Here is a 13,234-nt window from a genome sequence, read left to right on the forward strand (position 1 = left end):
TCACAGCGCCGCGGGCGCCCTTCGACAACTCGGGAATTTTTGCTCTCTGGCCGCTTCAAGGCGGCCAGAGAGCAAAAATTCCCGAGTTGTCGAAGGGCGCCCGCGGCGCTGTGAGGAAGATATCGGGATGGCGGCCGATAGCGTCAAGACGTTCCCAGAACGGGGGCGGAAATGATGCACGATCCAGTCGCTCTCTTCGTCGAAGACGCCCGTGCTGTATCGATCGACGATGCAGCCAAGAGGCTCGGTCTGAAGTTCAGCGGGAGGCGACACGAACACCCGCAGCCATGCCCGCATTGTGGCGGCACCGACACCTTCGCCTTCAACACCGCCAAGAACAAATGGAACTGCCGCGCCGGCGGCGTCGGCGGCAATGACGGCATCGGCATGGCGGCGCATTGCGAGGGGCTGGATCCGCATCGTCGCGCGCATTTCCTCGAAGCCTGCTCGATCGTGCTTGGCCAGCCGGTACCCGACGAGGCGGAACAGGAAAGCGCGGAAGAACGAAACCAAAGGCTGGCGCGGATCGAGCTGCGCCGGCGGCAGAACCAAGCCGATGCCGCGACCCGGGCGGACAGCCAGGCTGATTTCCGCGAGAAGGAACGCAACAAGGCGCGCGGCATCTATCGGCCGCTGGCGCCGCTGCGCACGTCATCGTTGTCGTTCGGCCGCTTCTATCTCGGCCGGCGCTGCGCCGGCTATCCGGATGCCACCTGGCTGCGCGTCGGGTCCGACGTCACCTACTGGCACGGCCAGGACGAGCGCGGCGCTCCGATCGCGCTCTATTCCGGTCCGGCGATGGTAGCGCCCTTCATCGGCCCCGGCTTCGAGCTGATCGGCTGCCACATCACCTGGATCGACCTCGACCGTGCGCCGAAGTATCGACCGATCCTGTATGGGCTGACCAAGGAAGGGGAGAAAGCCGGGCTCGTGCCGTGGGCATTCGGCGATCCGGCACCATCGGCCGACGATCTCTCCGCCGGCCTCTACGAGCAGCTCGCAACCAAGAAGATGCGCGGCTCGAAGAAGGGCGCGCTGATCCCGATCGCCGGACATCCGGAAGCGCATCGCTGGGTCGGCGGCGAGGGGATCGAGAACGGCGTCGCCTTCGGCGAATGGGAGGGCTGGCGCGACGACAGCTTCTATTTCGCCGCCGGCGATCTCGGCAACCTGTCAGGCCCGGCCGAGGCCTCGTCGCGTTTCATGCACCCGACGCTGAAGAAACCCGACGTCAGAGGCGTGATGCGCCCGGTGATGATCGCGGGCTCGAAACCAAAGATCGACCAAGCGCCGGACGATGCGATGTGGGTCGGCGACCATGTCGACGAGCTCGTGCTGCTCGCCGACGGCGATTCCGAGCGGGTGATGACGGCGGCCGCGATGGCCCGGGCACGCAAGCGGCATCAGCGGCCCGAAGGTGAGCTGCAGAGGCTGATCCCGATCATCTGGCCGCGTTCTGGCTACGATTTTTCAAAAATGGCGGCGGAAGCCGAAGCGGGGACCTGAGTGGCAAAAAAGAAGAAGACTGGCATGCCCGACGAGGTCGCGGCCGTGCTCAAGGAAGCCCAGCGCCAGGCGGCCGCCTATGGCGACCCCGCACCCCTTTCCGGTGATGGCGTGACTGGTGCAGGTGATGACGAGGATGGCGAGCCCGGCACCGCGCCGAAGGATTTGAGCCAGGTCGACTGCAATATCGTGCGCCATTGCGCCGGCCTCGACCATTCCGACACGGACAACGCCGAAAGGCTACTCGCCCATTTCGGCGAGGACCTTTTAGTGCGCGCGCAATCCAAGGCCAGGCGGGCAGCCTTTGCAGTCTGGACCGGTACGCATTGGGATATCGAGACTGGCGAGCCCCGTGCCTTGGCGATCGCCCAGAATGTCGGCGGCCGCATCGCACTCGAGGTCGATTTCATCGAGCCGACCGAGGCGGAACGGCATGCGATCGAGAGCGGGCTGAAGGCCTGCAAGATCGCCGAGGAAGAGCGGACGCCCGCGCAGAAGCGGCTGGCGAAGCTGGCGGAAGCCGCGCAGGCGAATGTCGCCCGGCGGGTCAGCCGGCGAATGACCCATGCCGTGTCGTCGAAGAACAAGGCCAAGCTCGAAGCCATGCTTGCCTGCGCTGCGCCGCACATCCAGCGCGGCCCCGACGAGTTCAATGCCGACCCGCTGAAGGTTGCGCTGGCAAGCCACACGCTCTGCTTTCGCCGTACCCGCAAGCGTGTGCGCAATCCTGCCTATGACGATCCCGACGACAATCGCGAGGACGTGCCCGAATTCATCGAAGTGCCCGATGCCGAGCTGAAAGTCGTGGAAGGGCATCGACGCCAGGACATGATTACGCAGCGCGTGCCGGTGGAATACGACGCGCAAGCGACATGCCCGAAATGGGACGAGTTCGTACGCGACAAGCTGCCGATCGACGCCGTGCGCCGCATGGTGCAGGTGGCATCAGGCCTGGGGCTGGTCGGGCTGACGGTTCAAAAGCTGTTCTTCCACTACGGCAAGGGCGCCAACGGCAAATCCGTCTACATGGAAACGCTTTGCCGGCTGCTGGGCGAGGTGTCGGTCACGCTGCCTTCGGAGTCCTTCATCGGCGAAGGCAAGGCCGGCGGTGCGGCCAATCCCGATATGGCGCGGCTCTATGGCCGGCGTTTCCTACGCGTGAAGGAACTGCCTGAGGGCGAGGATCTGCGCGAGAACCTGGTCAAGGATCTGACCGGCGGCGAGCATTTCACCGTGCGCGACCTGTTCGAGGGCTATTTCGATTTCCGGCCGGTCTTCACCGGCCATATGTCGGGCAACGGCTATCCGCGCATCTCGGGCACGGACAACGGCATCTGGCGGCGCATGGCCGTCATCCACTGGTCGAAGATAATCGCCGAGGCGGACCAGCGCGAGTTCGAGGAGGTGGTCTCGGAATTCGTGCCGGAATATCCGGGCATCCTGAACTGGCTGATCGAAGGCGTGCTGATCTTCCTTCGCGAGGGGCTTGTCATCCCCGACGCCGTGCGGCTGAAGACGCAGGAGTATCGCGACGAGATGGACCGCACATCAGCTTTTTGCGCGCGCTGCGTGGTGCCCGATCCGGCGGCCGAGCTGACCGCCAAGCAGTTCTACCAGGCCTATGTCGACTTCACCGTCGACGAGGGCGGCAAGCCGATCTCGCTGACCGCGTTCGGGCTGATCATGAAGAAGAAATACGAGCGGGTGGATGGGCGCATCGTCGTCTACCGCGGCGTGCGCCTGGTCGACGTGCCGGCGTCGCGCGTACCCGACCAGGAGGTGCGATGAGCCCCGTACCCCTCCGGGACGACAGAGAGCCCGCGCGGTGGCGGCAGTCGCGGGAGTTCGCGACACGGCGCGATACCCCGGTTAACGGCGATAAGGGAAACAAAAACAAAAGCTTGCGGCAGTCTGCACCAGTTTCAACGCACGTAATGGGCGAAGAGCGGGGCGAGGGGCAACGGAGCATTATGCAATGGCTCCAAAAAACTGTCGCTGGTGTCGCGTCCACGCCCAACCCTCTGGAATCGCTCGCTTCGAGCTTTGCTCTGACTACTGCCTGACTCTCTCAAAACCATCGCGAACTGCTGCAGGAAGAAGACATGAAGACGGTAACGATTGATGAGCTGCTGACCTGGGCCTTCGTGCATGAATTGCCGAAGGGCGGCGGTGTGGAAGGGCTGGACAATCCGCATTCGGCCTGGCGTTCCTTGCAGGCCTCTTCCTGGGGCAAGATCACCGGCTTTGGCGAGCTTGGCGCGCTGATCGACGGCGGCCGCAAGGACTACGAGAATTTCTGGCTCGAGCAGGGCGAGCCGCATGAGGATGCGGTAACCGTGGGCCGTGAAGTCGCAGCGCTGGCCGGGTGCGAGGTCGTGATCCCGGCCGGGTGGAATGCTTTGGCCGATTGGCCCGATACGCAGGGCCTGGCCGAACTCCATGTGGCGAGGGCAGTCGACCGCTACGGCAGACGGTCACGCGAGCAGCGCGGCGAGGGGATTGTTTCGCTGGTCGTCGGCACCGCGATCCTCGGCCGCGAGCCGGACTGGACGGCAGAGCCGTCGAAGATCCGATTGGCTGAACGTGCCGGTCGGCCGGCCTGGTTCGTCATGAAGCGGGTGACCGACGAGAACGGCCAGACTTTCGACATCGAGGTGCATGGCTATGACGAACGCGCCAAGCGGCCGGTCAGCGGCGCCTACCGGAAATACGAATTCTCCACCGACCCGGGCGGCGACATCATGGGCAGGCTCGATTATCAGATCTGGGTCGCGACGCTGCGCCGGCTGGAGGGCGAGCTTGACACGCAGCTGACCGCGCATCGGCTGGTGTTTTCCGATCGCTCGATAACGCCTTGGCTGGATGCGGACAGGCCGGGCGTCTGGCTGGCTGACAGGGCCGCCGCAGGCCACGTGAAAAAAACTGCCTCTGTCCGTTGACGCGCGTCAGAAACTTGACCTACCCTGAACACGGTAAAAAAGAACTGGCCCCGGCGCTCCTCGCGACCGGGGCTTTTCATTTCGGAGCGCGAGCGTGGCCGGCCTGCTGGAGATCAGGTGGGCCGATTTGTCTGGGCTGAAGCGGCTGGATAACGCGCTTGGCCGCCTGAGCGACCTGCAGCGCAGCGAAGTCCTGCGCCGCGCCGTCAACCACGTCGGCGACAGGCTGCGCACCAGGCTGACACGCGCGCTGTCCAAGCAAACCGGGCTGCCCTATCGCACCATCCGCAGGGCCATCAAGGTCGAGCGCCCCACCTACGGCAAGCTCGCCTATGTCATGCGCACGCAGGGCGGCGACGTCTCGCTCAAATACTTCAAGCCGCGCGAGACGCGGGCAGGGGTGAGCGCCTCGCCCTTCAGCAAGCGCCGGCTGTTCACCGGTGATTTCACGAAGGGTGGCCGCTTTCCAAATCGCGTTACTGCCAAAGGCCTGGGCGGTCACGTCTATGCGCCTGACCGATCATCAACCAGGTGGGGCCGGCCGGTCTCGTTCGTCGACTCAGGCGTGATCATCCCCGCCGAAATGCTCAAAGGCGACACCGCCCAGGAATTCACCGAATTCGCCAATCGCGAGCTGCCGCCGAGGGTGATGCACGAGATCACCTTCATGCTCCCCGGCTTCTTCGACTGACCGGACCGGCGACCGGAACCGACCCGCAGACATTAGGGACCGTACGCCACCCCTCGACCAGAGACGGGCAGACCGGCCCCTGGGTTTTTGCCAGTCGCACCAGTGGAAAAGTTGGGTTGTCAGGGTTGTCAGCGGCTTGAAGGAAGTTGTCTGAATGCCGCCTGAAGAGACTGTGATGGCGACGCCGGCGGACGTGGCGGCGCGGGATGGCGTGACGAAACAGGCCGTCACCAAGCTCGTGCGGCGCCTGGTTGAGGAGCACGACCTTCCTGTCGAGCGCGATGCGCGCGACCGCATCATGCGCTTCTCCTTGGCGCACTATGACCATTACCGCGGCGAGTTCGCGAGTTCCGAGAAGATCGCAGCTGCGCGCAAGGATGCGCCATCGGCTCCGCCGGTCAATTCCAGCACGTCGCGCGATGAGGCGCTTCGGCAGGAAGCCTGGCTGAAGGTCGGGCGCGAGAAACTGCGCCGGCAGGAGCATATCGGCCAACTCGTGCGCGCCGACCGCATGCGTGAGGCCCTGACGGTCTGCGGCCGAGAGATCCAGTCGAGCATCGCCCGCCTGCAGAACAAGGCCGATGATATGGCGCTGGCCGTTTCACGCGAGGGTTCGCACGGCCTGCGCGTTCTGCTTCGCCAGATCGCTTTCGACCTCAACACCGAGATCGCGGATCGCCTCGCGGGCATCGTTACGCAAGCGGCCGAGCACGACGAGGCGCTCGAGGACGAAGAGCTTTGAGCATCCACATTGGCCTCGGCCATCCGGGAGCCCTGCGCCTGGCCGGCTCGGCGCTAGCGGATGCGATCAGGCCGCGGCCGCCGGCACGTTTTCGCGAGTGGCTGCCGAAGAACATCATCCTGGTCGACGGGCCAAAGAAAGGAGAATTCTGGGCGCTCGACGACGCGCCATATCTCGGCGAGATCGCCGACTGCCTCAGCATCGAGCATCCCTGCAATCTAGTTACAGTGCGCAAGTCGCAGCAGACCGGCGTGTCGATCCTCGCTCTGGCCTGGGCGCTCTACATCGCCGACACCGCGCCGGACAACACAATCTACGGCCTGCCGTCGATCGACTTCCTGCAGGACATGAACAGCCAGAAGCTGCAGCCGCTTATCGAGGTCTGGCAGAAGGAAACCGGCAAGCAAGTCATCTTTCCCGCGGTCAGCCGATCCGGCGCGGGGTCCACGATCTACGAGAAGCGCTTCGCCGGGGGTTCGCTGATGCTGGCCAACGCCAACGTGGCGACGGACCTTTCGGGCAAGACGACGCGCTACGGCGTCAAGGACGAGGTCTCGAAGTGGCAGACCCATGTCACGGGCGACGATCCGGAGACCCTGTTCTTCGGCCGCTTCACGGCCTTCCGGCGCACGAAGTCCTACAAGATCTTCGAATTGTCGACGCCAGAGATCGACACAGGCGACGAGCTCGGCGACGCGCAGGGGCACTGCCGCATCGACCGCTCTTTCAAGCGCTCCGACCAGCGTTTCTGGAACATCGCCTGCGTCGAATGCAAAGGCGAGTTCGTCCAGTCGCATGACGGTTTCCACCTCGACAGGCAGCATCCGCACAAGAGCTTCTATGTCTGCCCGCATTGCGGACATATCGTCAGCGAGACGGAGCGTGTCATCGGCGTCCGCAACGGACGCTACGTCGCGACGCTCACCGGTCCCGACCGGCATCCCGGCTTCCACGTCGACGCCTTCATCTCGCTGATGATGAGCTACGAGGCGATCGCGGAAGACATTCTCAATCAGGCCAAGCCCGGCGGGCTCGGCGAAAAGGGCATCTTCAATCTGGTTTACGGCCTTCCCGCCAAGGTGAAGGGCAACGCGCCGGAATATGAGCGGCTGATGGAGCGTCGCGAGCCCTTCGCCGAAATGAGGGTTCCGGCGGATGGCCTCATCCTGGTCGCCGGCGCCGACGTACAGCACAATGGCATCTGGGCCGTCGTCGTCGCCTTCGGCGAGGACCGGCAGAGCTGGATGCTGGGCGTGCGCTTCTTCGAAGGCACGACCGACAATCCTGGCGAGGGTGCCTGGACAAAGCTCGACGAGTTCTTCGCCAAGCCGCTCGACAACGACGCCTTTGGCGGCCGGCGTCGGATCGAGGCTCTCGCGGTGGACGGCGGCGACGGCGGCCGCACCAACCAGGTGCTGGAGTGGTGCCGCCGCCGCGCCAATGCCTACGCTGTTAAAGGCGTCGGCGGCCGCGGCGTGCCGGCGATCAGCGTTCCGGCGAAGAAGTCGGTCACCAAGCGCGGCAAGCGCAAACGCTTCGGCAGCGCCATGCTGTGGCCTGTCGGCACCTGGGGCCTGAAGGCGGAGCTGTTCGCAAACCTGCACAAGCTGGGCATGCGCTCGGGCGAACCGGCTGACCCGCCCGGCTATGTGCATTTCGGCGATTTCCTGCCGAAGGAATATTTCCTGCAGCTCACGGCCGAGGCGTTTGTCGCCGAGGTCGTGCGCGGCAAGTTCCATGAGGAATGGAAGCGGCTGCGGCCGGACAATCACTGCCTCGACGCCCATGTCTACGCGATGGCCATGGCTGAAATGCTCGGGCTCTCCACCAAGCGGGCGGACGACTGGTCGGCCTTGCGGCAGCGGCTGCAGCCGACGCCCGAGCCCGACCTGCTCAATGGCCTGCGCGTGGCTGGACCCGTATCGACGGCGCCGGTCGAGACGAGGAATGACGAGGCCTCGCAAGCCCCTCGCCAGAAATGGAAGAACCGCGGATGAAGTTGCTGGACAGGATATTCGGCAGGGGAGGCGCGTCCGCTTCGCGCCCGTCCCCGCAGGCCGGATATCTGCGCGACACCCGATCGAGGATTCTGTCGACGCGCGGCACGGCGCTGCGCGACCATCGCGACGAGGTGCGTATCGCCTGGCGGCGGGCCGCCGGGCTGGCGATGGACATCATCCAGAATTCCGGCCGGCTGCGCGGCGCCGTCGATCAGGTCATCGCCGACACGGTCGGTGTCGAGCTGATCCTCAGCCCCGCGCCCGACCTGTCGGCGCTCGGCTACGACAAGCAGGAGACGGACGCGTTCATCAAGCTGCTGAAAGCCGCGTGGAAGCAATGGGCCTGGAACGCGCGCGAGTGCGACCTCAAGGGCAAGTTCATCGTGCCGCAGAAGGTCGATGTCGCGTTGCGCCACGACGTCGTCTACGGCGAAGCCTTGGCGCTGATGGACTACATGTCCGTCCCCGAACGCCGCCGCTACGGCATCGCGTCCGGAACCAAGATGTGCCTGACCACGCCAACGGCGCTGGTCCAGGACACCAGCGAGATCGAGGGTCTCTACCAAGGCGTCATCCATGACCCGAACGGGCGCCCGATCGCCTATCGCCTCGCCGAAAAGGAAACCGGCATCGTCGTCAAGCGCGACCATGCGGCCCATGACGGCGAAGGGCGCCAGATGGTCGCCCATGTCTTCGATCCGGTGGACAGCAACGACGTTCGCGGCATCTCGCGCCTGGTGACGGCGTTTCGCGAATATCTGCAATGGGAAACCCTGGTCGATGTCACGATCCAGACCGGCATCCTGCAGACCGTCTTCGCCCAGGTCCTGACCAGCGAGAGGCCGTCGGCCGAAGCCTTCGAGGGGCTGGAAGCGCTCGGCGAGAGCCAGGACGGCAAGGCGCTCCGCGACGAGTTCCGCGACTATTTCCTCGCCGTCATGGACAAGGCGGCCGAAAGCGAAATTTCCGTCGGCACCGATCCGAAATTGTCGCATCTGGCGCCGGGCGAGAAGCTGGAATTGATGTCGACCGGCATTCCGGGGCCGCAGTTCCTGCCGGTGTCGACCGAGCTGCAGCGCGGCATGGCTCGCGCGATCGGTATCAGCGTCGCCAGCTACACCATGAACTATGAGGGCGCGACCTATTCGTCGACCCGAATGGAGGGCGCTTCGCTGCATCCGGTGGTCACCCGCCGCCGCGAGCGTATCGCAGCACCCATCTGCCAGCTTGCTTACGAGCATCTCGTCGACGAGCTGATCGGCACCGGCCGCCTGCCGTTCAAAGGCGGCTACGAGGGCTTCAGGGCCAATCGCGACAAGGTGCTGTGGGCCAACTGGCAGGGGCCGGCCAAGGCCACCGCCGACGACCAGAAGAGCGCCAAGGCCGCGACCGAGCGGCTGCTCAACGGCACCTCGACGCCGGACATGGAATGCGCCGAGATCGGCGTCGACGCCGAGGAGGTCTTCGAGCGCCGGCTCTACTGGCACAAGCGCTATCTCGCCGAAGGCATGCCGTCGCCCTTCGTTCGCAACGCCGGCGACCCGAAGGATGACGTCATCCCGGCCGCGCCAAAGAAAAAGGAAGATGCGTGATGCCGGCCTTGGTCACCATCAATGGTGTCGAGGTCGACCAGGATGATCCTTGCGCGCTCTATCAGGCGCTCTATGCGGTCAAACTGCGCGCGCTCGCCGGAGAGCATGTCGAGGAACTGTCGATTCAGTCCCCGGTAACGCGTGAGCAGTTTCGCTTCACCGGCGCGAACATCAAGGCACTCGATGCTGAATTGATGCGCCTCGCGGCCGCCTGCTCGGCCAGGAGCGGTCAGCGCAGCCGCTATGCGAAGCGCATCCGCTTCACCTGCTGAGGTCGTCATGACATCGCTGATCCACATTGCCGACCGGGTGCTGAACCGGCCGCTCCTGATCACGCGCGACAAGGCCGAGGTCATCCTGTCGGTTCTGGCGGGCCGCATCGGCATCAATGCACCCGGGGCCTCGCGCTTCGAGGGCTCATCCGTCGTCGAGGACGAGGACGGCGCGCGCCGTGCCGTGCCGTATCGTGTGACGTCCGAAGGTGTCGGCATCATCACCATCACCGGCTCCCTGGTGAACCGCGGCGCATGGGTGGGCTCAAGCTCGGGCCTGACGTCCTATGAAGGCATCGCCTACCAGCTCAAATCGGCGGCAGCGGATCCGGCCGTCAGATCGGTCGTTCTCGACATGCATTCGCCGGGCGGCGAGGCCGTCGGTGCTTTCGAAACGGCCGCGCTGGTTCGCGATCTGGCCGCAAGTAAGCGCACCGTCGCCGTCGTCAACGGGATGGCGGCATCGGCCATGTACGCCATCGGCGCGGGCGCGACCGAGATCGTCACCACGGAAACCGGCATATCCGGCTCGATCGGCGTCGTGCTGCTGCATGCCGATTTCAGCCGGCAACTGGACCGGGAAGGCATCACGCCGACGCTTATCCACGCCGGCGCCCACAAGGTCGACGGCAATCCGTTCGAGCCGCTGTCCGACGCGGTGCGCGAGGACCTGCAGGCCGAGGTCGATGCCTTCTACGAAAGCTTCCTGGCGACCGTCGCCAGGGGACGCGGCAACCGGCTCACCGCTGCCGCCGCCCGCAAGACGGAAGCCCGCACCTTCATCGGCCAGGCGGCCGTGGATGCCGGCATTGCCGACCGCGTCGGCTCGTTCGAATCGGTCCTCGCGGACCTGACCCGCGCCCCTGGGCGCTCCACCTCGCAAGCAAGGAGAACGTCCATGAGCGAGAAAAGCGGCGCGCCCGCCGCCGAAGACGATGCGGGCATTGCGAAGGCCGACCACGACGCTGCGGTGAAAGCCGCGCGCGCCGAGGGTCGCGCCGAAGGCGAGGCAGCCGGCGCCAAGACGGTCACCGACCGCCTGGTTTCGGCGCTCTCGGCCGAGGGCGTCAAGGGCGACGCCGCCCGTATGAGCGCCGCGCTCGACCTGGCGCGGAAATCGCCCGGCATGTCCGGCGAGGGCGTCGCGGCCTTCGTCTCGGCGAACGTTGCGGTTTCCAAGCCTGCCGGGGAGGCCGACGCATCCGCCTATGAGAAGTCGCGCCTTGCCGCTGCTGGCCTGGCGCAGCCCGCCGCAAAGGGCGCCGAGGCGTCCCAGCAGGCGGCAAGCCGGATTCTGGCCAACTACCGCGCTTCGACGGGCTCGTCCGCCAAGCAGGCCTGACGCCCGAAACATCCAACCGCAACGTCACTCAAAGGGTTGATAATGACCAGCATTCCTTTTGCACAGCCGGGCATGGCGGCCCGGGACGTGTCCGAGACCTTCACTTCCGCCGAGATCTTCAATTCGGCCATTCCGCATCCGGTCACCGAGGATTTTCCAGTCGCGGCTGATGTGGCGCTTCCTGCCTTTTCCGTCGTTGGCCTCGCGGCCACCGGGCTCAGCCTCGCCTTGGCCACGCTTGCCTATGCGCCGGGCAGCAGGGCGAGCGGCCGGCTGGTGTTTTCGGGCGTCGGCACCGCCGACGACACCATCACCATCGGCGCGACCCTCTACACCCTCAAGGCGGCGCCGACGACCGTCGCCGGGCAGATCAAGATCGGCGCGACGGCGGCGGAGACCGCCAGCAACCTGATCGCCGCCATCAACGGCGGGGCCGGGGCAGGGACCACCTACGGATCGCAGACGGTGCCGCATCCCGATGTCACCGCGCAGTCGGACGCCGCTGGCATCGTCGGCATCGTCGCCAAACAGACCGGCGCCGCCGGCAATGCAATCGCCACCACGGAGACGGGCTCGGTGACCGCTTTTGCCAACGCCACGCTCGTCGGCGGTGTCGATCAGGTCGGCGTGCAGGCGATCGGCGTCACGACAGCGCCGGTGGTCGACACGAACGCCGCGCAACGCGTCGCGATCTTCCGCGCCGGCAACTTCAATCCGGACGCCCTCAACTGGGATGCCTCGTTCGATACGGACGCAAAGCGCGAGGCCGCGTTCCGGGGCGCGCCTTCGCCCACCAACATCCTCATCCGTAAGCGGCTCTGACGCGAACCGCGAATATTCAACCAAATCGCGGCCCCCGGCCGCTCTTTCAATAAGGGCCACGACCATGGCGGACTTCGACCACTACGAACTCTGGGACACGCACACTCTTCTTGGCGTGTTCCGCGAGCTGGATATCGTGCCGAGCTATTGGCTCGACCTGCTTTTCCCGAACGAGATGTCGTTCACAGACGAATATGTCGACCTGGAGAAGATCCCGCGCGCCGGCCGCAAGCTTGCGCCCTTCGTCGCGCCGATGGCGCAGGGGCGCGCCATCTATGAGGAAGGCGCGCGCGTCGAGCGCTTCAAGCCGGGCTATGTCAAGCCCAGCGATCCCGTCTCCCCGCTGCGGGCGCTCACCCGCCGGCCCGGCACCTTGCTCGGACCGAACGCGCAGACGCCGCAGGCGCGCTACGACGCGGTCAAGGCCGACATCCTGCAGTATCATCGCGTCGCGATTGAGAGGCTGTGGGAATGGATGGCCGCCAAGGCCATCATTGACGGCAAGGTCGTCATCGAAGGCAAGGACATGCCGCAGCGCCTCGTCGATTTCGGCCGCGCCGCCGGCCACACCGTCGTGCTCGGCGTCGGCGCGCGGTGGGGCGATGCCGGGGTGTCCATCCTCGACGACATCCAGGGCTGGGCGGACATGATGCACGCGGCCGAGTTTGGCGGCGCGCCGAACCGCATCACCGTCGGTATCGACGCCTGGGGCGTCATGCGCCGCGACGCCGAAATCCTCGCCGAAATGGACCTGACCCGCCGCGGCAATGCCGACCTGACGATCAAGACCGGGCTGATGACAACCGGCGAGGTGCGTTATGGCGGCACGCTCGGCGGCGGGATCGAGGTGTGGGTGTACAGGGACTACTACACCGTAAACGGCTCCGTCACGCCGTTCATGTCGCCCAAGGATATCGTCCTCACCGGACCGAACGTGCAGGGCTACCGCTGCTTCAGCGCCATCGTCGACGTGCACGCCCAGTTCCAGCCGCTGCCGATCTTCCCGCGCGACTACATCCCGGAAGGTGACGTGGCGATCGAGCAGATCGTCACGCAGTCGGCGCCGCTCATGGTGCCGGTCAACCCGAATGCCACCCTGAAGGCGACCGTCGTCGCTTGATCGCGGCGGCAGCGTCTCACCCGTCGCCACCCAAATGATTGGAGAAGCATCATGGTCAAGGCAGTTGCTTTGAACCCGTCCACCTGTGCAAGACGCCGGGCGAGAGAAGCCCGGAAGGCAAGACCATCAAGCGCGCCGAAATCGAGGCCAAGGCGCCCGGCACGATCTTCGATGTCGACAAGAAGCAGCTTGACGATTTGGTCGCTAG

The 13,234-nt window shown here is 65.5% G+C and carries 11 protein-coding genes; all 11 read left to right on the top strand.

Annotated elements, in window-relative coordinates; genetic code table 11:
* The first annotated feature begins 171 nt into the window (after positions 1 to 171).
* The 11 genes from EOA27_RS04440 (at position 172) to EOA27_RS04490 (ending at position 13,026) form a co-directional block, all read left to right on the top strand.
* Positions 172 to 1,506: a P4 alpha zinc-binding domain-containing protein gene (locus EOA27_RS04440; protein WP_126083016.1), complete on the top strand. Its 1,335-nt coding sequence runs from the start codon at positions 172 to 174 to the stop codon at positions 1,504 to 1,506.
* A 24-nt stretch (positions 1,507 to 1,530) separates the two neighbouring features.
* Positions 1,531 to 3,294 (top strand): phage/plasmid primase, P4 family, encoded by a 1,764-nt coding sequence (locus EOA27_RS04445; RefSeq protein WP_126083015.1) that lies wholly within the window; start codon positions 1,531 to 1,533, stop codon positions 3,292 to 3,294.
* Positions 3,295 to 3,608: 314 nt separating this feature from the next.
* Positions 3,609 to 4,445, top strand: a complete 837-nt coding sequence (locus tag EOA27_RS04450; RefSeq protein ID WP_127255576.1) for a hypothetical protein — start codon at positions 3,609 to 3,611, stop codon at positions 4,443 to 4,445.
* Positions 4,446 to 4,539: 94 nt separating this feature from the next.
* The gene (locus tag EOA27_RS04455; protein WP_210211616.1) at positions 4,540 to 5,136 is read left to right on the top strand and encodes a phage tail protein; all 597 of its coding nucleotides are present in this window, start codon (positions 4,540 to 4,542) and stop codon (positions 5,134 to 5,136) included.
* Positions 5,137 to 5,290: 154 nt separating this feature from the next.
* Positions 5,291 to 5,878, top strand: a complete 588-nt coding sequence (locus tag EOA27_RS04460) for a hypothetical protein (protein WP_126083013.1) — start codon at positions 5,291 to 5,293, stop codon at positions 5,876 to 5,878.
* Complete coding sequence (locus EOA27_RS04465; RefSeq protein WP_245491027.1) at positions 5,875 to 7,875, top strand: terminase gpA endonuclease subunit; 2,001 nt, start codon at positions 5,875 to 5,877, stop codon at positions 7,873 to 7,875. The genes EOA27_RS04460 and EOA27_RS04465 overlap by 4 nt, the downstream gene beginning before the upstream one ends.
* Entirely contained in the window at positions 7,872 to 9,470 is a 1,599-nt protein-coding gene (locus EOA27_RS04470; protein ID WP_189354201.1) for a phage portal protein, read from the top strand. Before EOA27_RS04465 ends, EOA27_RS04470 begins: the two co-directional genes overlap by 4 nt.
* An 8-nt stretch (positions 9,471 to 9,478) precedes the next feature.
* Positions 9,479 to 9,742 carry a hypothetical protein gene (locus EOA27_RS04475; RefSeq protein ID WP_210214137.1) on the top strand — a complete coding sequence of 88 codons (264 nt, stop codon included), beginning with the start codon at positions 9,479 to 9,481 and terminating at the stop codon, positions 9,740 to 9,742.
* A 7-nt stretch (positions 9,743 to 9,749) separates the two neighbouring features.
* Positions 9,750 to 11,084, top strand: coding sequence for a S49 family peptidase (locus tag EOA27_RS04480; protein ID WP_127255585.1), 1,335 nt, complete (start codon positions 9,750 to 9,752; stop codon positions 11,082 to 11,084).
* A gap of 42 nt (positions 11,085 to 11,126) precedes the next feature.
* Positions 11,127 to 11,906, top strand: coding sequence for a hypothetical protein (locus EOA27_RS04485; protein WP_126083008.1), 780 nt, complete (start codon positions 11,127 to 11,129; stop codon positions 11,904 to 11,906).
* Between the two features lie 64 nt (positions 11,907 to 11,970).
* On the top strand, positions 11,971 to 13,026 hold the full coding sequence (locus EOA27_RS04490; RefSeq protein ID WP_126083007.1) for a major capsid protein: 1,056 nt from the start codon (positions 11,971 to 11,973) through the stop codon (positions 13,024 to 13,026).
* Positions 13,027 to 13,234: the final 208 nt, after the last annotated feature.

It is taken from the genome of Mesorhizobium sp. M2A.F.Ca.ET.037.01.1.1, from assembly GCF_003998075.1.
Taxonomy (GTDB): Bacteria; Pseudomonadota; Alphaproteobacteria; order Rhizobiales; family Rhizobiaceae; genus Mesorhizobium.

What these genes read in the sequence shown, in the direction of transcription:
- EOA27_RS04440 (WP_126083016.1), top strand. Translation starts at nt 172, where the DNA reads ATGATGCACGATCCAGTCGCTCTCTTCGTCGAAGACGCCCGTGCTGTA.
- EOA27_RS04445 (WP_126083015.1), top strand. Translation starts at nt 1,531, where the DNA reads ATGCCCGACGAGGTCGCGGCCGTGCTCAAGGAAGCCCAGCGCCAGGCG.
- EOA27_RS04450 (WP_127255576.1), top strand. Translation starts at nt 3,609, where the DNA reads ATGAAGACGGTAACGATTGATGAGCTGCTGACCTGGGCCTTCGTGCAT.
- EOA27_RS04460 (WP_126083013.1), top strand. Translation starts at nt 5,291, where the DNA reads ATGCCGCCTGAAGAGACTGTGATGGCGACGCCGGCGGACGTGGCGGCG.
- EOA27_RS04470 (WP_189354201.1), top strand. Translation starts at nt 7,872, where the DNA reads ATGAAGTTGCTGGACAGGATATTCGGCAGGGGAGGCGCGTCCGCTTCG.
- EOA27_RS04480 (WP_127255585.1), top strand. Translation starts at nt 9,750, where the DNA reads ATGACATCGCTGATCCACATTGCCGACCGGGTGCTGAACCGGCCGCTC.
- EOA27_RS04485 (WP_126083008.1), top strand. Translation starts at nt 11,127, where the DNA reads ATGACCAGCATTCCTTTTGCACAGCCGGGCATGGCGGCCCGGGACGTG.
- EOA27_RS04490 (WP_126083007.1), top strand. Translation starts at nt 11,971, where the DNA reads ATGGCGGACTTCGACCACTACGAACTCTGGGACACGCACACTCTTCTT.